The following is a 21280-nucleotide window of genomic DNA, read 5'->3' on the forward strand; positions in this document are numbered from 1 at the left end:
GATCACCATAGACACGTGACAACGCGTCAGTCAGCGGGCGTGCCCGGTGACCTCTTCCACAACGCTCGTACCGGCGCCCGCCTGGGACTCCCACTCCCAGGTCTCCTCCAGCCGCACCCGCCCGTCCGGCAGCTCCACGACCGTGGAGACACAGTGCCCCGAGGAGGTCGTCCCGTCGGTCTTCAGCTGGACGTAGCGGAAGTCCAGCCGGTCACCCTCCCGGGTGCCGACCAGATGACCGCGTACGACATCGCCGCCCGCGTACTCGGCCCAGATCCCGCCGTCCTCCTCGTGGTACGCGAACCGGGTGCGGGTACCCACCTGACCTGGGGCTTGGTCCGCCACGGGGGCGAGGATCAGTCCGTCGAGCGACCGGGTCATCGGCAGGGGCTCCCTTACGGGTGACGAGGGGGGCGGGCTAGGGTGGCCACCGTACAAGCACTCGCGGGAGCCCGGACGCACCGGGCTGAGAGGGAGGCTGGCGGCCTCCGACCGTACGAACCTGATCCGGGTCATGCCGGCGAAGGGAGGGGCTGGGCGCCCATGTCGTCACGTACGTCCGATACGTCCGACGTCCTTGTCCTGGGGGGCGGAATCATCGGCCTGGTCACGGCCTGGCGCGCGGCGCAGCGCGGGCTCGCGACGGCCGTGGTGGACCCCGAGCCCGGGGGCGGGGCCGCGCGGGTCGCGGCCGGGATGCTGGCCGCGGTCACCGAACTGCACTACGGCGAGGAGAAACTGCTCGCCCTGAACCTGGAATCGGCCCGGCGCTACCCGGACTTCGCGGCCGAGCTGACCGAGCTGACCGGCCACGACCTCGGCTACCGCCGCTGCGGCACCCTCGCGGTCGCCCTCGACGCCGATGACCGCGCCCATCTGCGTGAACTGCACGCGCTGCAGCAGCGCTCCGGCCTGGACTCGGAGTGGCTGTCCGGGCGGGAGTGCCGGCGCCTGGAGCCGATGCTGGCGCCCGGGGTGCGCGGCGGGCTGCGGGTCGACGGCGACCACCAGATCGACCCGCGGCGGCTCGCGGCGGCGCTGGTGGCCGCGTGCGAGCGGGCCGGCGTGGTGTTCCACCGCGCGTGGGCCGAGCGGCTGGACGTCGTACGGGACCGGGCCGCCGGGGTCACGCTCGCGGACGGCACCGAGTTGCGCGCCGGGCAGGTGGTGCTCGCGGCCGGCAGCATGAGCGGGCGGCTCGCGGGCGTGCCGGAGGCGCTGCTGCCGCCGGTGCGGCCGGTGAAGGGGCAGGTGCTGCGGCTGACGGTGCCGCGCCGGTACGCACCGTTCCTCAGCCGTACCGTACGGGCCGTGGTCCGCGGCAGCCAGGTCTATCTGGTGCCCCGTGAGAACGGCGAACTGGTCGTCGGCGCGACCAGCGAGGAGCTGGGCTGGGACACGACCGTCACCGCGGGCGGGGTGTACGAGCTGCTGCGCGACGCCCATGAGCTGGTGCCGGGCATCACCGAACTGCCGCTCACCGAGACCCGGGCCGGACTGCGCCCCGGCTCCCCCGACAACGCGCCGCTGCTCGGCCCGTCCGGCCTGGAAGGGCTGCTGCTGGCCACCGGGCACTACCGCAACGGGGTGCTGCTCACGCCGGTCACCGGGGATGTGCTGGCCGAGGTACTGGCGAGCGGCCGGCTCCCGGAAGAAGCCCGTCCCTTCACGCCGCAGCGCTTCGGCGCCGCCGTCCTCATGGAGCAGCCCGCATGACCATCTCCCTCACCGTTTCCATCGCTGTCAACGGAGAGCGCCGGGAGATCGCTCCGGGCACCACTCTCGACGCCGTCGTACGGTCGCTGGCCCCGTCGCCCGCCGGGGTGGCCGCCGCCGTCAACGAGACCGTCGTCCCGCGCGCGCAGTGGGCGACCACGGCGCTGGCCGAGGGTGACCGGGTCGAAGTCCTCACCGCGGTCCAGGGAGGCTGAGCCATGGCCGACGATCCCTTGGTCCTGGGGGGTACGACCTTCTCGTCGCGGCTGATCATGGGCACCGGCGGTGCGCCCAGCCTGGAGGTGCTGGAGCGGGCGCTGGTCGCCTCCGGTACGGAGCTGACGACGGTCGCGATGCGGCGGGTGGACCCCTCCGTGCACGGTTCGGTGCTGTCGGTGCTGGAGAGGCTGGGCATCCGGGTGCTGCCGAACACGGCGGGCTGTTTCACGGCGGGCGAGGCCGTGCTGACCGCGCGGCTGGCGCGGGAGGCGCTGGGCACGGACCTGATCAAGCTGGAGGTCATCGCCGACGAGCGGACGCTGCTGCCGGATCCGGTGGAGCTGCTGGAGGCGGCGGAGACGCTGGTCGACGACGGGTTCACGGTGCTGCCGTACACCAATGACGATCCCGTGCTGGCGCGGAAGCTGGAGGACGTGGGATGTGCGGCCGTCATGCCGCTGGGGTCGCCGATCGGGTCCGGGCTCGGGATCCGCAATCCCCACAACTTCCAGCTGATCGTCGAGCACGCGCGTGTGCCGGTGATTCTGGATGCGGGGGCCGGTACGGCGTCCGATGTCGCGCTGGCCATGGAGCTGGGGTGTGCGGGGGTGATGCTCGCCTCCGCGGTGACGCGGGCGCAGGAGCCGGAACTCATGGCGGCGGCGATGCGGCATGCCGTGGAGGGGGGTCGGCTGGCTCGGTTGGCGGGGCGGATTCCGCGGCGGTACCTCGCGCAGGCGTCGTCTCCTGCGGAGGGGTTGGCCCGGCTGGATCCTGAGCGACCGGCGTTCTAGTCGCCGCCGTCGGCGGCCGCGGGTGCGTGTGTGGTGTGGGAAGCGTTACAGGTCAGCTTCAGTACCAGGGCGGAAATGGGCTCGGCCGGGGGTTTGTCGGTCCGTCCTCGTAGACTCCCCTGCGTGGATACGACCCTTCAGGACCCCCTCGTCGGGCAGGTGCTCGACGGCCGTTATCGCGTCGACGCGCGGATCGCGGTCGGCGGGATGGCCACGGTCTACCGGGCCCTGGACACCCGTCTGGACCGTGTGCTCGCGCTGAAGGTGATGCACCCGACGCTCGCGGCCGACGGATCCTTCGTGGAGCGGTTCATCCGGGAGGCGAAGTCCGTCGCCCGGCTGGCGCACCCGAACGTGGTGCAGGTCTTCGACCAGGGGACCGACGGGTCGTACGTGTACCTGGCGATGGAGTACGTCGCCGGGTGCACCCTGCGGGACGTGCTGCGCGAGCGCGGGGCGCTGCAGCCCCGCGCGGCCCTGGACATCCTCGAACCCGTCCTCGCCGCGCTCGGCGCCGCGCACCGGGCCGGGTTCGTGCACCGGGACATGAAGCCCGAGAACGTGCTGATAGGCGACGACGGGAGGGTCAAGGTCGCCGACTTCGGGCTCGTGCGGTCCGTGGACACCCAGACCAGCACCACCGGCGCCGTCCTCGGGACCGTGTCGTATCTCGCACCCGAGCAGATCGAGCAGGGCACCGCCGATCCGCGTGTCGACGTCTACGCGTGCGGTGTCGTGCTCTACGAGATGCTGACCGGCGGCAAGCCGCACTCCGGGGACTCCCCCGCCCAGGTCCTCTACAAGCACATCCACGAGGACGTGCCGCCGCCCTCGGCGCTGGTGCCCGGGCTGTCGTACGAGCTGGACGAGGTGGTCGCCTCGGCGACCGCGCGCACCCCGGACATCCGGCCGCACGACGCCGTGGCGCTGCTCGCCCAGGTGCGCGAGGCGCGCCAGGGACTGAGCGACGAGCAGTTGGACGCGGTGCCGCCGCAGGCGCTGTCCGCGGTGCACGACAACGCCGGCGACCGTACGAGCGTGATACCGCGCTCGCTGACCTCCCCCACGCTCGGCTTCGCTCGCGCGGGGGGATCCAAATCCCGGCCGCTGCCCGTCGACGAGGAGGAGCCGGCCGGGGGTGGCGTCCAGCACACCAGCCGGCTGCAGGCGCCGCCGCTGCCGCCGCGCCGGTCGCGGCGCCTGGTGCTGACGATCGTCGCCGCCGTGCTGGTGGTGTTCGGCGTGGGCGCCGGGGTCTGGTACATAAACTCCGGCCAGTTCACGAAGGTCCCGCCGCTGCTGGCCAAGACCGAGGCACAGGCCCGGGACCGGCTCAGGTCGGCCGGCCTGGAGGTCGGGCAGGTCAAGCGCGAGTACAACGACGCGGTCCAGCGGGGCACGGTCATCGGCACCGATCCCGCGCCCGGCGCCCGGATCCGTGACCACGACTCGGTGACGCTGACCATCTCGCTGGGCCCGGCGACGGTGAACGTGCCCGATGTCGCGGGCCGTCCCCTGGCCGAGGCGCGGGCGCGGCTGAGGGCGGACGGGCTGGAACCGGGCATGGTCACCCGGGAGTTCAGCGAGGACGTCGCCAAGGGCGCGGTGATCGCGACCACTCCGCAGGCCGGCACCAAGCGGCACGCCGGGTCGGCGATCGCGCTGACCGTCAGCAAGGGCCGCCCGATCGACGTGCCGGACGTCACCGGTGACGATCCTGCCGACGCCAGACAGCAGCTGACGGACGCCGGGCTGAAGGTGCGGATAGCGCCCCAGCAGGTCAACTCCGAGTACGACAAGGGCAAGGTGGCCCAGCAGAGCCCGGGAGACGGCAGCCAGGCCGCCGAGGGCGACACGGTGACGCTGACGCTGTCCAAGGGACCGGAGATGGTCGAGGTGCCGGACGTGGTCGGCGACAGCGTCGACGACGCCCACAAGGCGCTGGAGGGCGCCGGGTTCAAGGTGAACGAGGACCGCGGCCTGCTCGGGCTGTTCGGCGACACCGTGAAGAAGCAGTCGGTGCGGGGCGGCGACAAGGCTCCCAAGGGGGCGACCATCACGATCACCATCCGCTGACCAGGGCGCTTGCGGGCCCGTCGGCAACAGTGTCAACCGGCCGCCGTCGATGGGCCTCTTGGGGTGGAACCGGTCGCGGAGTTGATCGCAACCGACGTCTGGCAGCTGAGCATCCGCCCTCGGCCGGCCGTGGCAGGACGACCCGGGCGCCACCGGGGCGATCCCTGGTCGGCGACCGGTTCCCCACCTCGTACAGCGGCTGCGGTGTGAAGGACGTGGCGGCCTCCCGGGTGATGGGGCCGGCGGTCCTGCGGGACAGGGCACCGGACGCGGCGGTGACCCGGAGGATGATCCCGATGGCCCGGCCGGCCCGGTCCCGGCCCCCGTAGACGTCCTCGTCGACCGGTTCGACGAGGACGCTGCCTCCGTCCGGCAGTGAGAGGCTGACGACGTCCACCCTGTACACCCGCCCCTGGCGTCCGCACAGGTGCGCTGGTGCAGTCGTACCCTGATCGAGGGCGTCCCCACTCGTCCTGGCATGCTGGGTGAGCCATGACCTCAGCAAACTCTCCCTCGCTCCCGGCCTCCCCCGCCCGCAACCCCGTCGGCGGTCATGTCCCCGTCGCCGGTGGCCTGCACTCCGTCGGGCTGTCGTACGCCCGTGAGCTGCGGGCGGAGACCGTGCAGGTCTTCGTGGCCAACCCGCGGGGCTGGGCCACGCCCGCCGGGAATCCCCGGCAGGACGAGGCCTTTCGCGCGGCCTGCGCCGAGGAGTCGATCCCGGCCTACGTCCATGCGCCCTACCTGATCAACTTCGGCTCGCACACCGAGGCGACCGTGGAGCGGTCGGTGGAGTCGCTGCGGCACTCCCTGCGGCGCGGGCGGGAGATCGGCGCGCTGGGTGTGGTCGTGCACACCGGGAGCGCGACCGGCGGGCGGGCCCGGGAGGTGGCGCTCAAGCAGGTGCGCGCGCACATGCTGCCGCTGCTGGACGAGCTGACGCACGACGACGACCCGTTCCTGCTGCTGGAGTCGACCGCCGGGCAGGGCGCCTCGCTCTGCTCGCGCACCTGGGACTTCGGACCGTACTTCGAGGCACTCGACGCGCACCCGAAGCTCGGGGTCTGCCTGGACACCTGCCACGTCTTCGCCGCGGGCCACGATCTGACCGGGCCGAGCGGGATGCACCAGACCCTGGACCTGCTGGTGGACACCGTCGGCGAGGGCCGCCTGAAGCTGATCCACGCCAACGACTCCAAGGACGTGGTCGGCGCGCACAAGGACCGGCACGAGAACATCGGCGCCGGCCACATCGGCGAGGCCCCCTTCCGGGCCCTGATGGCCCACCCCGCGACCGAGGGCGTACCCCTGATCATCGAGACGCCCGGCGGCAAGCTGGGACACGCGGCGGACGTGGAACGCCTGAAGAAGCTCAGGGACGGATGAGGCGCCGGGGTCGGTCGCGCGAGCGAACGGGTGTTCTCGCCCCCCGGAGATGGTACCGGCGCTGAGAGCCCCGCCGGTCAGAGTTCCGGCCCCTCCCCCGGTTCCTCCTGGTACGAGTACCGCTGTTCCTTCCATGGGTCGCCGATGTTGTGGTAGCCGCGTTCCTCCCAGAAGCCGCGGCGGTCGGCGGTCATGTACTCGACGCCGCGGACCCACTTGGGGCCCTTCCAGGCGTACAGGTGCGGCACGATCAGGCGGACCGGGAAGCCGTGCTCGGCGGTGAGGAGTTCGCCGTCCTTGTGGGTGGCGAAGAGGGTGCGGTCCGAGGCGAAGTCCGACAGGCGGAGGTTCGAGCTGAAGCCGTACTCCGCCCAGACCATCACATGGGTGACCTCCGGCGCCGGCGGGGCCAGCTCCAGGATGGTGCGGGCGGGGACGCCGCCCCACTCCGCGCCGATCATGCTGAACTTCGTCACGCAGTGCAGATCGGCCACCACAGTGGTGTACGGCAGGGCCGTGAACTCCTCGTGGTTCCAGATGTGCTTGCCACCGTCGGCGGTGGCACCGAAGACCCGGAACTCCCAGCGCTCGGGGCGGAACTTCGGGACGGGTCCGTAGTGCGTGACCGGCCAGCCGCGCTGGAGCCGCTGACCCGGCGGAAGCTCGGACCCTGCCGTTGCTCCAGACTCGCGCTCCACCGGATGACCCATGTATCCATCCTGACAGACCTGGGGCAGTGCCCTTGACCACCCTCCCGAAAATCGGGCAAGGCGCATCAATTCAGTACATATTTACTAAGTGCGCACTTACTGGACGATCTTCGTCGCCGATGCCATCATGCGGCGCTATCGGCCGGGTCCGGATTACCTGGAAGGAGTCCATTGCGATGCAGGGCGACCCCGAGATCATCGAACTGCTCAACGAACAGCTGACCGCCGAGCTGACCGCGATCAACCAGTACTTCCTGCACGCCAAACTGCAGGACCACAAGGGGTGGTCGAAGCTCGCCAGGTACACCCGGGAAGAGTCGTTCGACGAGATGCGGCACGCGGAGATCCTCACCGACCGCATCCTGCTGCTGGACGGCCTGCCGAACTACCAGCGGCTCTTCCATGTCCGGGTCGGGCAGACGGTGACCGAGATGTTCCAGGCGGACCGGCAGATCGAGGTCGAGGCGATCGACCGGCTGCGCCGGGGCGTCCAGGTGATGCGCGAGAAGAACGACATCACCTCGGCGAACGTCTTCGAGGCGATCCTGGCCGACGAGGAGCACCACATCGACTACCTGGACACCCAGCTGGAACTCGTGGACAAGCTGGGCGAGGCGCTGTACCTCTCGACCGTGATCGAGCAGAGCCAGCCCGACTCCTCGGGCCCGGGCACCAGCGGCTTCTCCGCACACTGAGCTCCGGCCCGCACGACCGCTAGGCCGCGTCGTCCAGCCGCTCCAGCGCCGGGACGCGCCGGTCGATCAGCTCCCGGCGGGGGCAGGCACCCCGGCCGAGCAGTGCCTGGATGCGCCGCACACAGTTCCCGCAGTCCGTGCCCGCCTTGCAGGCGGAGGCTATCTGGCGGGGGGTGCCGGCACCGTCCTCCGCGTGCTGCTTGACCTGGGCCTCGGTGATGCCGAAGCAGCTGCAGACGTACACGCGGACTCACCTCCCGACGGGATCGCTCTCTTGATGCCATCCCCTTGATCGGTGAGGCAAACCTAACCTTACCCGCCGCACAGGGCCCGCAAAAGTGGGGAAGGGCGCGGATCGGATGTGATCCGCGCCCCAGATCGCCCACAGGCCCGGCCGGGCCCTACTGGTCCCGGTACATCTCCGCGACCAGGAACGCCAGGTCCAGCGACTGGCTGCGGTTCAGCCGCGGGTCGCAGGCCGTCTCGTAGCGCTGGTGCAGGTCGTCGACGAAGATCTCGTCGCCGCCGCCGACGCACTCGGTGACGTCGTCGCCGGTCAGCTCCACATGGATGCCGCCCGGGTGGGTGCCGAGCGCCTTGTGGACCTCGAAGAAGCCCTTGACCTCGTCGAGCACGTCGTCGAAGCGGCGGGTCTTGTGCCCGGAGGCCGCCTCGAAGGTGTTGCCGTGCATCGGGTCGGTCACCCAGGCCACCGTCGCGCCGGACGCCGTGACCTTCTCCACCAGCTCGGGGAGCTTGTCGCGGATCTTGTCGGCGCCCATCCGCACGATGAAGGTCAGCCGGCCCGGCTCCCGCTCGGGGTCGAGGCGGTCGATGTACTGCAGCGCCTCCTCGGCCGTCGTCGTCGGGCCGAGCTTGATGCCGAGCGGGTTGCGGATCTTCGAGGCGAACTCGATGTGCGCCCCGTCCAGCTGGCGGGTGCGCTCACCGATCCACACCATGTGCGCGGAGACGTCGTACAGCTTGCCGGTGCGCGAGTCGACCCTGGTCAGGGCGGACTCGTAGTCCAGCAGCAACGCCTCGTGCGAGGAGTACAGCTCGACGGTCTTGAACTCCTCCGGGTCCGTGCCGCAGGCCCGCATGAAGTTCAGCGCGTTGTCGATCTCGCGCGCGAGCTGCTCGTAGCGCTGGCCCGACGGCGAGGTCTTCACGAAGTCCTGGTTCCAGGCGTGCACCTGGCGCAGGTCCGCGTAACCGCCGGTGGTGAAGGCGCGGACCAGGTTCAGCGTGGACGCCGAGGCGTGGTACATGCGCTTGAGCCGCTCGGGGTCCGGGATGCGGGACGCCTCGGTGAACTCGAAGCCGTTGACGGAGTCGCCCCGGTACACCGGGAGCGTCACGCCGTCGCGGGTCTCGGTCGGCTTGGAGCGGGGCTTGGAGTACTGCCCGGCGATACGGCCGACCTTCACCACGGGCACGGCGGCCGCGTAGGTGAGGACGGCACCCATCTGGAGCAGCGTCTTCAGCTTGTTGCGGATGTGGTCGGCGGACACCGCGTCGAACGCCTCGGCGCAGTCGCCGCCCTGGAGGAGGAACGCCTCTCCCTTGGCGACGGCCGCCATCCGGGCGCGCAGCTGGTCGCACTCGCCCGCGAAGACGAGCGGCGGATACGACTCGAGGTCCGCGATCACTGCGCGCAGAGCCTCGGGGTCGGGGTACTCGGGCTGCTGCGCCGCGGGCAGGTCTCGCCAGGTGTTGCCAGCGCTCGGGCTGGTCTTAGCGTTCACGGTCACCTCGTAAACATTACGGGGTCGTGTCGCATGCCCCATCTTCTGGCTCGAAGGGTGAGACGCGCGGGTTGTCCTGTGGACCGGGGGGCGGGTGCGGTAGGGTTTTCGTCATGTTCGCGCTTTCGATCCAGAACTGGTGGTGGACCGCTCATCCGGCGGCCCACTGACTGCGCGTACGCAAGACTTCGCGAAGGCCGCCCGAGGGGCGGCCTTCGGTGTGTCCGGGGTCGTTCCTCACCGAGATCGACGGAAGAGGACCCATGGACCTGGCACAGCTCCTGCACGACGACCGCCCCTTCGCCCTGCTCCGCCGCCGCACCCCGGGCCGCGACGAGCACACGGTGGAGGTCCTGCTCGGCCCGGTGACCCGCCGCGACCGGCTCGCCGACCTGCCCGACGAGGGACTGGCACTGGTCCCGTTCCGGCAGATCCGCGAGCGCGGCTTCGACGTCCGCGACGACGGCACCCCGCTGCTGGTGCTCACCCCCGAGGAGTCGTACGAGGTCCCGCTGGACGTGGCACTGGCGCAGCTCCCGGCGCACGAGGTGCGCGTCGAGGGCGGCGGCTTCGACGTGGGCGACGAGGAGTACGCCGGGATCGTCGGGCGGGTGCTGACCGAGGAGATCGGCCGGGGCGAGGGCGCGAACTTCGTGATCCGGCGCACCTACGAGGGCGAGATCCCGGGGTTCGGCCGCGCCGACGCGCTCGCGCTGTTCCGGCGGCTGCTGGAGGGCGAGCGGGGCGCGTACTGGACGTTCGTCGTGCACACCGGGGACCGCACGCTGGTCGGCGCCAGCCCCGAGGTGCACGTCCGGATGTCCGGCGGGACGGTCGTGATGAACCCGATCAGCGGGACGTACCGCTATCCCGCCGAGGGCCCGACCCCCGGGCATCTCCTCTCCTTCCTCGCCGACGGCAAGGAGATCGAGGAGCTGTCGATGGTGGTCGACGAGGAACTGAAGATGATGTGCACCGTCGGCGACATGGGCGGGGTCGTCGTCGGCCCCCGGCTGAAGGAGATGGCGCACCTCGCGCACACCGAGTACGAACTGCGCGGCAAGTCCTCCCTGGACGCGCGGGAGGTGCTGAAGGAGACCATGTTCGCGGCGACGGTGACCGGGTCGCCGGTGCAGAACGCGTGCCGGGTCATCGAGCGCCACGAAGTCGGCGGGCGCGGCTACTACGCGGGCGCGCTGGCGCTGCTCGGCCGGGACCACGGGGGCGCGCAGACCCTGGACTCCCCCATCCTGATCCGCACCGCCGACATCTCCGCCCAGGGGCGGCTGCGCGTCCCGGTCGGGGCGACCCTGGTGCGCGGCTCGGACCCGGCGGGCGAGGTCGCGGAGACGCACGCGAAGGCGGCGGGGGTGCTGGCGGCCCTCGGGGTACGTCCGTCCCGGCCGCGCGCGGAGCGCGAGCGGCCCCGGCTGGCCGACGACCCGCGGGTGCGGGCGGCGCTGGACGGCCGGCGCGCCGCGCTCGCGCCGTTCTGGCTGCGGATGCAGGAGCCGGCGCGCGAGCTGACCGGCCATGCCCTGGTCGTGGACGGCGAGGACACCTTCACCGCGATGCTGGCGCATGTGCTGCGCTCGGGCGGCCTGGAGGTGACCGTACGGCGGTACGACGAGCCGGGGCTGCGGGCGGCCGTGCTCGCGCACGAGGGCCCGGTGGTGCTCGGCCCCGGCCCGGGCGACCCGGCGGATCTGGCCGACCCGAAGATGCGGTTCCTGCGGGAGCTGACCGCCACCGTGCTCCGGGGGCACCGGCACGGGGTGCTGGGCGTCTGCCTGGGCCATGAGCTGATCGCGGCCGAGCTGGGGCTGGACATCGTCCGCAAGGAGGTGCCGTACCAGGGGGCGCAGACCGCGATCGACCTGTTCGGGCGGCCCGAGACCGTCGGCTTCTACAACAGCTTCGTCGCCCGCTGCGACGAGGAGACGGCCCGGGAACTGGCCGCGCACGGCACCGGAGTGAGCCGGGCGGCGAACGACGAGGTGCACGCCCTGCGGGGTCCCGGTTTCGCGGGTGTGCAGTTCCACCCGGAGTCGGTCCTCAGCCTGAACGGGGCCGCGATCGTGCGGGAGCTGGTCGGTCAGCTGCGCGGGACGAGCACGTTCTCCGAGCGGCGGCCCGCCCTGTAGAACCGACCCCGGTGCAGCGGCCCTCGCGCGGCGGGGCGACGAGGGCCGGTACCGGGAACGCGCCGCGTTCAGCCGAAGAACACCCCGACCTCCGCGTACAGCTTCGGGTCCACCGTCTTCAGGCGGGCGGTGGCCTCGGCGAGCGGAACGCGGACGATGTCGGTGGCGCGCAGGGCGACCATCCTGCCGAAGTCGCCGTCGTGGACGCAGTCGATGGCGTGCAGGCCGAAGCGGGTGGCGAGCCAGCGGTCGAAGGCGCTCGGGGTGCCGCCGCGCTGGACGTGGCCGAGGACCGTGGTCCTGGCCTCCTTGCCGGTGCGGCCCTCGATCTCCTTGGCCAGCCACTCGCCGACCCCGGAGAGCCGGACATGCCCGAAGGAGTCCAGCGAGCCGTCCTTGAGCACCATGTCGCCGTCCTTCGGCATGGCGCCCTCGGCGATGACCACGATCGGCGCGTAGGACGCCCGGAACCGGGAGGTCACCCAGGCGCAGACCTGGTCGACGTCGAAACGCTGCTCAGGGATGAGGATGACGTTGGCGCCGCCGGCCAGGCCGGAGTGCAGGGCGATCCAGCCGGCGTGCCGGCCCATCACCTCCACGACCAGGACCCGCATATGGGACTCTGCGGTGGTGTGCAGCCGGTCGATGGCCTCAGTGGCGATGTTGACGGCGGTGTCGAAGCCGAAGGTGTAGTCGGTGGCCGACAGGTCGTTGTCGATGGTCTTGGGCACCCCGACGCAGGGCACCCCGTACTCGTCGGACAGCCGCGCGGCGACGCCCAGGGTGTCCTCGCCGCCGATCGCGATGAGGGCCTGGACGTCCAGCTTGGCCAGGTTGTCCTTGATCCGGCGGATGCCGTTCTCCGCCTTGAGGGGGTTGGTGCGCGAGGAGCCGAGGATGGTGCCGCCGCGGGGCAGGATGCCGCGCACCGCGGGGATGTCGAGACGGACGCTGTCGCCTTCGAGGGGACCCCGCCAGCCGTCCCGGAAGCCGACGAAGTCATAGCCGTACTCCTGCACGCCCTTGCGGACGATGCCCCGGATGACGGCGTTGAGCCCGGGGCAGTCGCCGCCTCCGGTCAGTACTCCGACCCGCATGGAAATGTCCCTTCGCCGCGGTTCCCTGACACAGAGTCACGCTAATGGTGATTCACGTCACATCGGGAGAGGCGGGAAGGGTGATTCAGGCGTACGGCCGCGCAGCGGGCCCTACTCGTCGTCCAGTCCGCGCTCTATGGCGTACCGCACCAGCTCGACCCTGTTGTGCAACTGCAGCTTGCCGAGGGTGTTCTGGACGTGGTTCTGCACCGTGCGATGGGAGATGACGAGGCGTTCGGCGATCTGCTTGTAGCTCAGTCCCTTGGCGACCAGCCGCAGCACCTCCGTCTCCCGGTCCGTCAGCCGGGGCGCGCCGGGCTCGTCGGTGTCAGCGGCGGGCGCGGGCTCGGCGGCCAGCCGGCGGTACTCGCCGAGGACCAGCCCGGCGAGACCGGGCGTGAACACCGGATCGCCGACGGCGGTACGGCGCACCGCGTCCAGCAGCTCCTCGGTGGACGCCGACTTCAGCAGGTAGCCGGTCGCGCCGGACTTGACCGCCTCCAGCACATCGGCGTGCTCGCCGCTCGCCGAGAGGACGAGGACGCGCAACGCCGGGTTGTGGCCGACGACTTCCTTGCACACCTGGACCCCGGGCTTGGCGGGCAGGTTGAGGTCCAGCACGAGGACGTCGGGGACGGCGGCCCTGGCGCGGCGGACCGCCTGCTCGCCGTCACCGGCGGTGGCTACCACGTGGAAGCCGGACTCGGTCAGGTCCCGGGCGACCGAGTCGCGCCACATGGGGTGGTCGTCCACCACCATGACCTTGATCGGGTCCTGCTGCTCGCTCATCGACGCCCCGCCTTCGCGTTCTTCGGTACCTTCAGTTCCACTTCCGTGCCCTGCCCGGGGACGGAGACGAGTTCGGCGCTGCCGCCCAGGTCGCGCAGCCGCCCCCGGATCGACTGGGCCACGCCGAGCCGGCCCTCCCCCTCGGCCTGGGCGAGCCGGCCCTCGGGGATGCCGGGGCCGTCGTCCCGGACGGTCACGACGATCCCGTCCGGCTCGTCCTCGACCAGGATCCAGGCCCGGGCCTGCTCGCCCGCGTGCTCGCGCACGTTGTCCAGGGCGGCGCCGACCGCGGCGGCCAGCTCCCGCGCGGCCGACCGGGGCAGCTCGACCGGCGCACCGGGTTCGGCCAGGCTCACCCGGGCGCCGGCGTACCGGGCGAGCAGGGAGCGCAGATCGACCGGTCCCTCGTCGTCGGGCTCGTCCACCGCCCGTACGACGGCCCCCGCCGCGGCGTCCTCCGACACCCGGGAGACCGGCAGCAGACCGCTGGAGACCAGCGTGCGCAGCGCCACCTCCTGCTCCCCGGCGAGCCGCCCCAGCTCCGCCGCCTCGCCGCCGATGACCGCGCCGCGCCGCTGCACCATCGCCAGCACCTGGAGCACGCTGTCGTGGATGTCCCGGGCCAGCCGCTCCCGTTCCCGGGTCGCCGCCTCGATCTCCAGGGCGCGGGCGAGGGTGCGCTCGGAGGCGCGGGCGACCTCCACGACGTAGCCGATGCCGATGGAGGCCACCCAGACGAGGATCAGGATGTGCACGGTGTCCCGGGCGGGATGGCCGCGTTCGACCAGGTTGGCCAGCGCGACCGGCGTGGAGGCGGCGGCGGCCCAGCGCCAGCCGCCCTTGATCGCGAAGGCCAGCACCGCACCGCCGGTCCATATCGACGGCAGCGTGGGGCCGCCCGCGATCCGCTGATGGCTGTCGGCGAGCGGGGTGATCAGGACGCCGGCGAGGGCGATGGTCAGGTCGGCGGCCAGGAAGGGCCTGGTGCAGCTCGCCGCGTTGCGCACCCTCGGCAGGGTGGCGAGGGTCCAGACGAACAGGACGGCGAAGTAGCAGACGGCGACCCAGGGGTGCGTGAACAGGTCGTATCTGGTGGCGCCCAGAGCGATGGCGTACAGCATGGTCAGCACGCGGTAGCCGGCGAGCGCGCGCCACAGCGGCAGCTCCACCGACATCCTCATCACGCGCTCGCGCTTGGGCATGTCCCCCGGCCCCCCACTCCCCCGGCTCCCCGCCTACTCCTCGGTCTTCTTCTCCGCTTCCTTGGCGGCCTTCGCCGCCTCCGCGATCTGCCGCTTGGCCGCCGTCGCGTACATGTCGACGTACTCCTGGCCGGACAGCTTCATGATCTCGTACATGACCTCGTCGGTCAGGGCACGCAGGACGAAGCGGTCGTGCTCCATGCCGTGGTAGCGGCTGAAGTCCAGCGGCTTGCCGATGCGGATGCCGGGCCGCATCAGCTTCGGCACCACCTTGCCGGGCGGCTGGATCTTCTCGGTGTCGATCATGGCCACCGGGATGACCGGCGCGCCGGTGGCGAGCGCCACGCGCGCGAGGCCGCCGGGCTTGCCCCGGTAGAGCCGGCCGTCGGGCGAGCGGGTGCCCTCGGGGTAGATGCCGAACAGCTCGCCGCGCTCCAGCACCTCTATGCCGCTCTTGATCGCGGCCTCACCGGCGCCGCGCGCCCCGGAGCGGTCCACCGGGAGCTGTCCGACGCCCTTGAAGAAAGCGGCGGTCAGCCGGCCCTTCACACCGGGCGTGGTGAAGTACTCGGCCTTCGCGATGAAGGTGACCTTGCGGTCCAGGACCGCGGGCAGAAAGAAGGAGTCCGAGAAGGACAGGTGATTGCTCGCCAGGATGGCGGGGCCCTCGGCCGGTATGTTCTCCAGTCCCTCCACCCAAGGTCTGAAGGCGACCTTCAGCGGCCCACCGATGGCGACCTTCATCGTGCCGTACAACACCCGCTTGCCTCCCGTTTCCGTCGAACAGACCTTAACCCTTCAGGACCGTCAAAGGGCCCGACGACCCTGGTCGGTGTCAGTGCGGTCGCGTACGGTGAAGCACATCCGCACGTTTTCCTCACGCCCCCCGCCGTCCGCCGGTGGGCCCTCTTCAGGAACAGGAGCGTCGAAGGTGCCGGTCCTCCCCGGAGCCGAGCCGTACCGCCACCAGGGCGGGGAGGTGGGGGTCCTCCTCTGCCACGGCTTCACCGGCTCGCCCCAGTCGCTGCGCCCCTGGGCGGAGCACCACGCTGCGCACGGCCTGACCGTGTCGCTGCCCCTGCTGCCCGGCCATGGCACCCGCTGGGAGGACATGCAGGTCACGGGCTGGCAGGACTGGTACGCAGAGGTGGACCGCGAGCTGCGGATCCTCGCCGAGCGCTGCTCCCGGGTGTTCGTCGCGGGCCTGTCGATGGGCGGCGCGCTGGCGCTCCGGCTGGCGGCCCGGCACGGCGAGCGGGTCACGGGCGCGGTGGTCGTCAACCCGGCGAACAAGGTGCACGGCCTGTCGGCGTACGCCCTTCCGGTGGCCCGGCATCTCGTGCGGACGACGAAGGGCATCGCCAGCGACATCGCCAAGGAGGGCGCGGCCGAGCTGGGCTACGACCGGGTGCCGCTGCACGCCGCGCACTCGCTGCGGGTGTTCCTGCGCCGGCTGGACGGCGAGCTGCCCCAGGTCACCCAGCCCTTGCTGCTGCTGCGCAGCGCCCAGGACCATGTCGTCCCGGCGGCCGACTCGGCCCGGGTGCTCAGCCGGGTGTCGTCCACGGACGTGACGGAGATCGTGCTGGAACAGAGCTACCACGTGGCGACGTTGGACCAGGATGCGGACCGGATCTTCGAGGAGAGCCTCGCCTTCATGGGCCGGCTCGCACCCAGTCTCGGCAAGGAAGGGGCGGCCACAGGTGGCTGAGCACGAGTCCGACCGCGAGGACCGCGAGCCGGACGAGCAGAAGGTGCCCTTCGACGAGGACGCCGCCTGGCGGGCCATCGTCGCGGGGTACGGCGAGGAGCCGCCGGACCCGCCGGGCGCCCGGCCCTTCAAGCCGGTGGAGGACCTGGCGCTGCCGGAGCCTGAGCCGGAGAGGGACGCCGAGAGCGACACCGGCAAGGCCCCGGTGCGGCCGCTGGGCAGCTCGGTCTCCTTCGCGCCCGGTGTCGGCCCGCGCGACCACACCCCGCCCGAGCCCTCCGAAAACGACTTCGACGAGGACGACGAGGGCCACTTCGTCCCACCGGATCCGCCGCTGCCGGAGGCCGACACCACCGCGAAGTTCGCCTGGCTGGGCGTCGTCGGCGGGCCGGTCCTGCTGCTGCTGGCGGTGCTGCTCGGCTGGGACATGACCTGGTGGCTGACGACGCTCGGCATCGGCGGCTTCCTCGGCGGCTTCGCCACGCTGGTGATGCGCATGCGCACGGACGACGACGAGGACGACGACCCGGGCCGGGGCGCGGTGGTCTGAGGGCGAGGGGGCGCCCGGACACGGAGGGCTGAGATCCCGCGCCCAGTGCTGCCACCGGTTTCCCGTGCCGGGTCGTGCAGAGCTCATGCCACCGGTACGCGCAGGGCGGCGAGGACCGGGAGATGGTCCGTGGCAGCGGTCAGGTCGGCCCGGGTGATGCCCGGCTGGGCATGGGGGTCCCCCCGCTCGAGCGAAGCCGAGAGGGGGGAAGGGACCCCGCAGCCGAGCACCTCGATGCCCTTGGTCGCGAAGACGGCGTCGATGCGCTGCGGGGGCTCGCTGTGCGGCCAGGTGGTCTCGCCGCCCCAGGGGGCGACGGCCCGGCAGTCCTGGAGGCTCGCGGAGAGCAGACGGAAGGCGGGGCCGTCGGGGCCTTCGTTGAGGTCGCCGCCGGCGACGGCGTGCTCGACACCGAGTCCGGCGAGCCGGTCGAGGAGCATGCCGCCCTGCTCGTACCGCTCCTTGCCGTCCAGGCTCAGATGGCAGCTGATGACGCCCAGCCGGACCCCTCCGAAACGGACCACCGCCATGGCGAAGCCGCGTCGGTGGAGTCCGGGGGTGAGCGGGAGGAGTACGTCCTCCGTGCGCTCGACGGTGGCCCGGAGCGAGCAGAGGATCGCCGGGCCGGCCGCGGTGGCTCCGCCGGTGAGGACCACCTGGCCGGAGGCCGCGGCGAGGCGGGCGAGCTTCTTGCGCCAGCGGAAGAAGCGGGGGGCTTCCTGGATCAGGACCAGGTCGGGGGCGCAGGCGGTGATGACCCTGGCCAGGGCGTCGGTGTCGTCGCGCATCGAGCGGACGTTGTAGCTCAGGACGCGGATGACAGCCGAACCGTCGGATTCGGTACGGGAGTTGGGAAGCAGCGTGCTGGTCGCCATGCCGATCAACATACGACGATGCCCGCCCGTCCCGGGAACGGACGCGGCGGGCACTGTCGTACGACCCCACTACATGATCGGGTCGGGCTCCCGGGCCAGGTCCGCCGCGCCGACGAGGCCCGCCTTGTTGCCGAGCTGGGCGGCGATCACGTCGGCCACCGGGCGCCAGTTGCCGCCGACCAGCCAGCGCTTGTAGGACTTGCGGATCGGGTCGAGGACCAGTTCACCCTCGTCGGAGAGGCCGCCGCCGACGATGAACGCGGACGGGTCGAAGAGGGAGGCGAGGTCGGCCAGGCCCGCGCCGGCCCAGCGGGCCAGCTCACGGTAGGAGTCGACGGCCACCGGGTCGCCCTGGCGGGCGGCCATGGAGATGTGCTTGCCCTCGATGCCGTCCGGGGTGCCGTCGCCGAGGCCGAGCAGGATCTCGGCGTTCTCCGGGGTGGCGTTGGCGCGCTGCTTGGCGTATCTGACGAGCGCGCGACCGGAGGCGTACTGCTCCCAGCAGCCCTGCGAACCACAGCCGCACAGCAGGCCGTCCGGGACCATCCGGATGTGGCCGAATTCCGCGGCCACGCCGAAGTGGCCGCGGCGCAGCTTGTTGCCGATGATGATGCCGCCGCCGAGACCGGTGCCGAGCGTGATGCAGATGACGTTGCGGTGGCCCTTGCCGGCGCCGAACTTGTACTCGCCCCAGGCGGCGGCGTTGGCGTCGTTCTCGACCACGACCGGGAGGCCCACGCGGGCCTCGACCTTCTCCTTCAGCGGCTCCTGGCGCCAGTCGATGTTCGGCGCGAAGTACACCGTCGAGCGCTGCCGGTTGACGTAACCGGCCGCGCCGATGCCCACGCCGACGATCTCGTGCCCGGCGCGCGCACCCTCCACCGCCGAGGCGATGGCGTCCACGATGGCCTCGGGCGTGGTGGGGGTCGGCACCTTGAAGGTCGAGAGGATGTTGCCTTCCTCGTCGACCACGCCGGCCGCGATCTTGGTGCCGCCGATGTCGACGCCGATGGTGAGTCCCATGAATCCCTCAGTTTCGGTCGAGCCCCGCTACGGCCAACCGTACCCGAGGCCCTGCCGGGAAAGCGCTTCAGTCCAGGTCGATCCGCTCCCCCGGGCCGGTGCCCTCGCCCCCGTCGCGCCGGTCGTCCGGCGCCTCGCGGGTGAGGTCGTCGGCCGTGCGGGCGGTCCAGCGGCGCTCCTGGGCCTGGACGGCGGAGCGGTAGGCGGCGAGCAGTTCGCCGCCGGCCGCGGCCAGGTGGTCGAAGACGTCCGGGTTGCGGTCGATGACGGGCTCGACGGCGGCCTTGGCCTGCTGGACGACCTGGCGCACCACCTGCTGGGCGGCGGGTCCGGCGAGGCCGCCGAGGAGCGGTGACGGGAGGCCGGAGAGCTTGTCGGCCACCGTGTCCACGAGCCTTTTCAGTTCCTCGGCGGCCGAGCCCGGCTGTGGGCCGTGCTCGGCGCGGCGGCGGGCCTTCTCGGCGGCGAGGTCCTCGGCGCAGGCGGTGGCCCAGGCGTCGGCGTCGGTCGCCCGCCGCGCCTGTTCCTCGTATTCCTCGGGCGAGTCGGGTGCGGGACGCTCTTCGCTCATGGCGGACTCCTGACTACGGTTCGCCCTTACGACGTTACCCGAACGGGCGTACCCGGATCATCACCGTCCGGTGGCGGGCCACAGGTCGGGATCCGGGGCGAAGCGGATGCGCAGCTCGCCCTCGCGCAGACCGGCCCCGGCGACGGTGCAGCGGCGCAGGGCGGAGGGCAGCGGGACGATCCGCCGGAACGGGCCCGCGGTGATCACGAGCTCGTCGCCGCGCCGGATCAGGTCCAGCTCGTCCCGTATGGCGCCGGGCAGCGGGATGTGCCAGACCAGCACGCCGTCGTCGCTCCTGTGGTCGGTGACGGGCCACTCGACCGGGGCGGTCACCGGGTTGACGGGTGGTACACCGAGGGCGGTGAGGTCGTCGGCGCCGCGCGGGTCGTGGCCGAGGTGCGGGACGAGGTGGACGCCGTAGGGCTGCTCCTGCCAGTCGGCGAGTGCCTTGCGCTGCTGGGCGAGGAGTCCGGCGAGCAGGCTGTCCGGGTCGGTCTCGGGCAGGGTGCGGTTGGCGATCAGGGCCTCGGTGCGCAGGCCGCGCAGGGCGAGGCCGAGGCCTGCGGTCCGTACGGCGTCGGCGCCGGCCGGGCCGGGATCGGCGACCAGGCGTACGGCGGTGTTCCGGTCGGCGAGGACGGCCTCGACGGCGGCGAGTTCGACGTCCCAGCGGGCGGCCGTCTCGTAGAGCCAGTCGGACGGCATCGGCACACCGGCCAGGCGGCCGAGGACCGGGCGCAGGGCGCGGGCCGCCTGCCGCTCGGGTGGGAGGAGGCGGCGCAGATAGCGGCGCAGCTCCTCGGGGAGGGCGAGCAGGGCGAGGGCCTGCGGGAGCGGCGGGAGGTCCACGACGAGCAGGTCGTAGCGCTCGGACAGCGCCGCGTCCCTGACGGCCCGGAGGAAGGACAGCTCCTCGGCGCCGGGCAGTGGAGTGACCTCCTCGGCGTCCAGCCGGGCGGCGCCGAGCAGGTCGAGGACGGTGGCTGCGCGGCTCTGGAAGGCGGTGAGGTCGTGCCGGAAGCGGTCGACGGCATCGGGCCGCCAGGTGGTGAGGTTCGCGGCGGCTTCCTCCGGCACCGGTCCCGTCGCGGAACCCAGTGCGGCGCCGAGGCTGTCGGTGCGGTCGGCACTCAGCAGCAGCGTGCGGACGCCGTCGCCTGCGGCGCGCTGTGCGGTGGCGGCGGCGACGGTCGTACGACCGCCGCCGCCCGGGCCCGTGATCAGGATGGTGCGCATGAGGCTGAACGGTAACGGAGGGCGGGCGGACCGGGTGTTGGGCGGCGCCCGGAGCTGCGATACCGGACGGCACCCGGAGCTGCGGCCGGCCGGGGGCGGGTCGCGCAGCCCGGCGCTGACGGGGCGCCTCCCCCCGAGGGGATGCCCCCAGCGCCCACCCGTGCCGCCCCACCGGCACGACTGCCCGCGGCTGGACGAGCGGGTGCGGGGCCCGGCGTCGAGGGGTTACTCGGGCGATTCCACCCGCTTCTTCAGGCCTGCCAGGGCGCGGTCGATGATGACCTTCTCCGCCTTGCGCTTGATCATGCCCAGCATGGGGATCTTGACGTCCACGGTGAGGAGGTAGGTGACCTCCGTCGTGGCGGGGCCCGTGGGCTTGAGGATGTACGAGCCGTCCAGGGAGCGGAGCATCTGGGACTTGACCAGGGTCCAGGAGACCTCGTTGTCGCCGGTCCAGGTGTAGGCCAGCGTCTGGTCGTCCTTGATCGCCCCCGCGTCCATGACGAGCCGGACCTGCTCGGCACGGCCCTGGTCGTCGGTCTTGAGGACCTCCGCCTCCTTCACCTCGCCCGTCCAGTCCGGGTAGCGGGCGAAGTCGGCGATCACCCCCATGACGTCGGCCGGTGCCGCCTCGATGGTGATGCTCGAGCTGGTGTGTTCCGCCATCGCCGTGGCTCCTCCAGATGCGGGCCGGTACAGAGGTCGTCGTGCGCACGTGTGTGCAGCGTGAAGGCTACC

Annotated in this window: 23 protein-coding genes and 1 riboswitch; of the genes, 10 read left to right on the top strand and 13 right to left on the bottom strand. The window is 72.0% G+C overall.

Annotated elements, in window-relative coordinates:
* Positions 1-30 precede the first annotated feature (30 nt).
* Entirely contained in the window at positions 31-381 is a 351-nt protein-coding gene (locus ACFYOH_RS05580; RefSeq protein WP_388621486.1) for a hypothetical protein, read from the bottom strand.
* A gap of 53 nt (positions 382-434) precedes the next feature.
* Positions 435-546: riboswitch (TPP riboswitch) on the top strand.
* Between ACFYOH_RS05580 and thiO the strand changes: the two genes are divergently transcribed.
* The 5 genes from thiO to ACFYOH_RS05605 all read left to right on the top strand — a co-directional run bounded on the left by thiO (position 544) and on the right by ACFYOH_RS05605 (position 6191).
* Positions 544-1716 (top strand): glycine oxidase ThiO, encoded by a 1173-nt coding sequence (gene thiO, locus ACFYOH_RS05585; RefSeq protein WP_388621488.1) that lies wholly within the window; start codon positions 544-546, stop codon positions 1714-1716. Its footprint overlaps the riboswitch before it by 3 nt.
* On the top strand, positions 1713-1931 hold the full coding sequence (gene thiS, locus ACFYOH_RS05590; RefSeq protein WP_388621490.1) for a sulfur carrier protein ThiS: 219 nt from the start codon (positions 1713-1715) through the stop codon (positions 1929-1931). The genes thiO and thiS overlap by 4 nt, the downstream gene beginning before the upstream one ends.
* A 3-nt stretch (positions 1932-1934) precedes the next feature.
* The gene (locus tag ACFYOH_RS05595) at positions 1935-2729 is read left to right on the top strand and encodes a thiazole synthase (RefSeq protein WP_388621492.1); all 795 of its coding nucleotides are present in this window, start codon (positions 1935-1937) and stop codon (positions 2727-2729) included.
* Positions 2730-2852: 123 nt separating this feature from the next.
* Positions 2853-4805, top strand: coding sequence for a Stk1 family PASTA domain-containing Ser/Thr kinase (gene pknB, locus ACFYOH_RS05600; protein WP_388621494.1), 1953 nt, complete (start codon positions 2853-2855; stop codon positions 4803-4805).
* A gap of 492 nt (positions 4806-5297) precedes the next feature.
* On the top strand, positions 5298-6191 hold the full coding sequence (locus ACFYOH_RS05605; protein WP_388621495.1) for a deoxyribonuclease IV: 894 nt from the start codon (positions 5298-5300) through the stop codon (positions 6189-6191).
* A 77-nt stretch (positions 6192-6268) separates the two neighbouring features.
* On the opposite strand, the gene ACFYOH_RS05610 is transcribed toward ACFYOH_RS05605, so the two are convergent.
* Positions 6269-6901 (bottom strand): sulfite oxidase-like oxidoreductase, encoded by a 633-nt coding sequence (locus tag ACFYOH_RS05610; protein WP_388621497.1) that lies wholly within the window; start codon positions 6899-6901, stop codon positions 6269-6271.
* A 176-nt stretch (positions 6902-7077) separates the two neighbouring features.
* Here ACFYOH_RS05610 and bfr point away from each other — a divergent pair, with 176 nt between their 5' ends.
* Positions 7078-7596 carry a bacterioferritin gene (bfr, locus tag ACFYOH_RS05615; RefSeq protein ID WP_388621499.1) on the top strand — a complete coding sequence of 173 codons (519 nt, stop codon included), beginning with the start codon at positions 7078-7080 and terminating at the stop codon, positions 7594-7596.
* A 19-nt stretch (positions 7597-7615) separates the two neighbouring features.
* On the opposite strand, the gene ACFYOH_RS05620 is transcribed toward bfr, so the two are convergent.
* Both ACFYOH_RS05620 and ACFYOH_RS05625 read right to left on the bottom strand, forming a co-directional pair.
* Positions 7616-7840, bottom strand: coding sequence for a bacterioferritin-associated ferredoxin (locus ACFYOH_RS05620; protein ID WP_388621501.1), 225 nt, complete (start codon positions 7838-7840; stop codon positions 7616-7618).
* Positions 7841-7997: 157 nt separating this feature from the next.
* Entirely contained in the window at positions 7998-9350 is a 1353-nt protein-coding gene (locus ACFYOH_RS05625) for a class II 3-deoxy-7-phosphoheptulonate synthase (protein ID WP_388621502.1), read from the bottom strand.
* A gap of 107 nt (positions 9351-9457) precedes the next feature.
* On the opposite strand from ACFYOH_RS05625, the gene ACFYOH_RS05630 reads away from it, so the two are divergent.
* Together ACFYOH_RS05630 and ACFYOH_RS05635 are read left to right on the top strand one after the other, a co-directional pair.
* A complete protein-coding gene (locus ACFYOH_RS05630; protein WP_115913573.1) occupies positions 9458-9514 on the top strand; it encodes a trp operon leader peptide in 57 nt (18 codons plus the stop codon).
* Positions 9515-9607: 93 nt separating this feature from the next.
* Positions 9608-11488, top strand: coding sequence for an anthranilate synthase family protein (locus tag ACFYOH_RS05635; RefSeq protein ID WP_388621503.1), 1881 nt, complete (start codon positions 9608-9610; stop codon positions 11486-11488).
* A gap of 68 nt (positions 11489-11556) precedes the next feature.
* Here ACFYOH_RS05635 and ACFYOH_RS05640 read toward each other — a convergent pair whose 3' ends face one another.
* The 4 genes from ACFYOH_RS05640 to ACFYOH_RS05655 all read right to left on the bottom strand — a co-directional run bounded on the left by ACFYOH_RS05640 (position 11557) and on the right by ACFYOH_RS05655 (position 15320).
* Complete coding sequence (locus ACFYOH_RS05640) at positions 11557-12585, bottom strand: 6-phosphofructokinase (RefSeq protein ID WP_388621505.1); 1029 nt, start codon at positions 12583-12585, stop codon at positions 11557-11559.
* A 111-nt stretch (positions 12586-12696) separates the two neighbouring features.
* Positions 12697-13374, bottom strand: coding sequence for a response regulator (locus ACFYOH_RS05645; protein WP_388621506.1), 678 nt, complete (start codon positions 13372-13374; stop codon positions 12697-12699).
* On the bottom strand, positions 13371-14576 hold the full coding sequence (gene macS / locus ACFYOH_RS05650; protein WP_388621507.1) for a MacS family sensor histidine kinase: 1206 nt from the start codon (positions 14574-14576) through the stop codon (positions 13371-13373). The genes ACFYOH_RS05645 and macS overlap by 4 nt, the downstream gene beginning before the upstream one ends.
* Before the next feature lie 33 nt (positions 14577-14609).
* Positions 14610-15320 (bottom strand): lysophospholipid acyltransferase family protein, encoded by a 711-nt coding sequence (locus ACFYOH_RS05655; protein ID WP_388622319.1) that lies wholly within the window; start codon positions 15318-15320, stop codon positions 14610-14612.
* Positions 15321-15507: 187 nt separating this feature from the next.
* Here ACFYOH_RS05655 and ACFYOH_RS05660 point away from each other — a divergent pair, with 187 nt between their 5' ends.
* Positions 15508-16287 carry an alpha/beta hydrolase gene (locus tag ACFYOH_RS05660; RefSeq protein WP_388621509.1) on the top strand — a complete coding sequence of 260 codons (780 nt, stop codon included), beginning with the start codon at positions 15508-15510 and terminating at the stop codon, positions 16285-16287.
* Positions 16280-16837 carry a hypothetical protein gene (locus ACFYOH_RS05665; protein ID WP_388621511.1) on the top strand — a complete coding sequence of 186 codons (558 nt, stop codon included), beginning with the start codon at positions 16280-16282 and terminating at the stop codon, positions 16835-16837. Before ACFYOH_RS05660 ends, ACFYOH_RS05665 begins: the two co-directional genes overlap by 8 nt.
* A gap of 83 nt (positions 16838-16920) precedes the next feature.
* Here the strand turns inward: ACFYOH_RS05665 and ACFYOH_RS05670 are convergent, their stop codons facing one another.
* From ACFYOH_RS05670 to ACFYOH_RS05690, 5 genes are all read right to left on the bottom strand, one after another.
* Entirely contained in the window at positions 16921-17712 is a 792-nt protein-coding gene (locus ACFYOH_RS05670) for an endonuclease/exonuclease/phosphatase family protein (protein ID WP_388621513.1), read from the bottom strand.
* 69 nt (positions 17713-17781) lie between these two features.
* On the bottom strand, positions 17782-18735 hold the full coding sequence (locus ACFYOH_RS05675) for an ROK family glucokinase (RefSeq protein ID WP_055705252.1): 954 nt from the start codon (positions 18733-18735) through the stop codon (positions 17782-17784).
* A 67-nt stretch (positions 18736-18802) separates the two neighbouring features.
* Positions 18803-19306: a DUF5304 domain-containing protein gene (locus ACFYOH_RS05680; protein ID WP_388621515.1), complete on the bottom strand. Its 504-nt coding sequence runs from the start codon at positions 19304-19306 to the stop codon at positions 18803-18805.
* 60 nt (positions 19307-19366) lie between these two features.
* Entirely contained in the window at positions 19367-20542 is a 1176-nt protein-coding gene (locus tag ACFYOH_RS05685) for an ArsA family ATPase (protein ID WP_388621517.1), read from the bottom strand.
* A 225-nt stretch (positions 20543-20767) separates the two neighbouring features.
* The gene (locus tag ACFYOH_RS05690; RefSeq protein ID WP_388621519.1) at positions 20768-21208 is read right to left on the bottom strand and encodes an SRPBCC family protein; all 441 of its coding nucleotides are present in this window, start codon (positions 21206-21208) and stop codon (positions 20768-20770) included.
* Between the last annotated feature and the right edge of the window lie 72 nt (positions 21209-21280).

The sequence above is a fragment of the Streptomyces sp. NPDC007856 genome (assembly GCF_042868225.1).
Classification (GTDB): domain Bacteria; phylum Actinomycetota; class Actinomycetes; order Streptomycetales; family Streptomycetaceae; genus Streptomyces.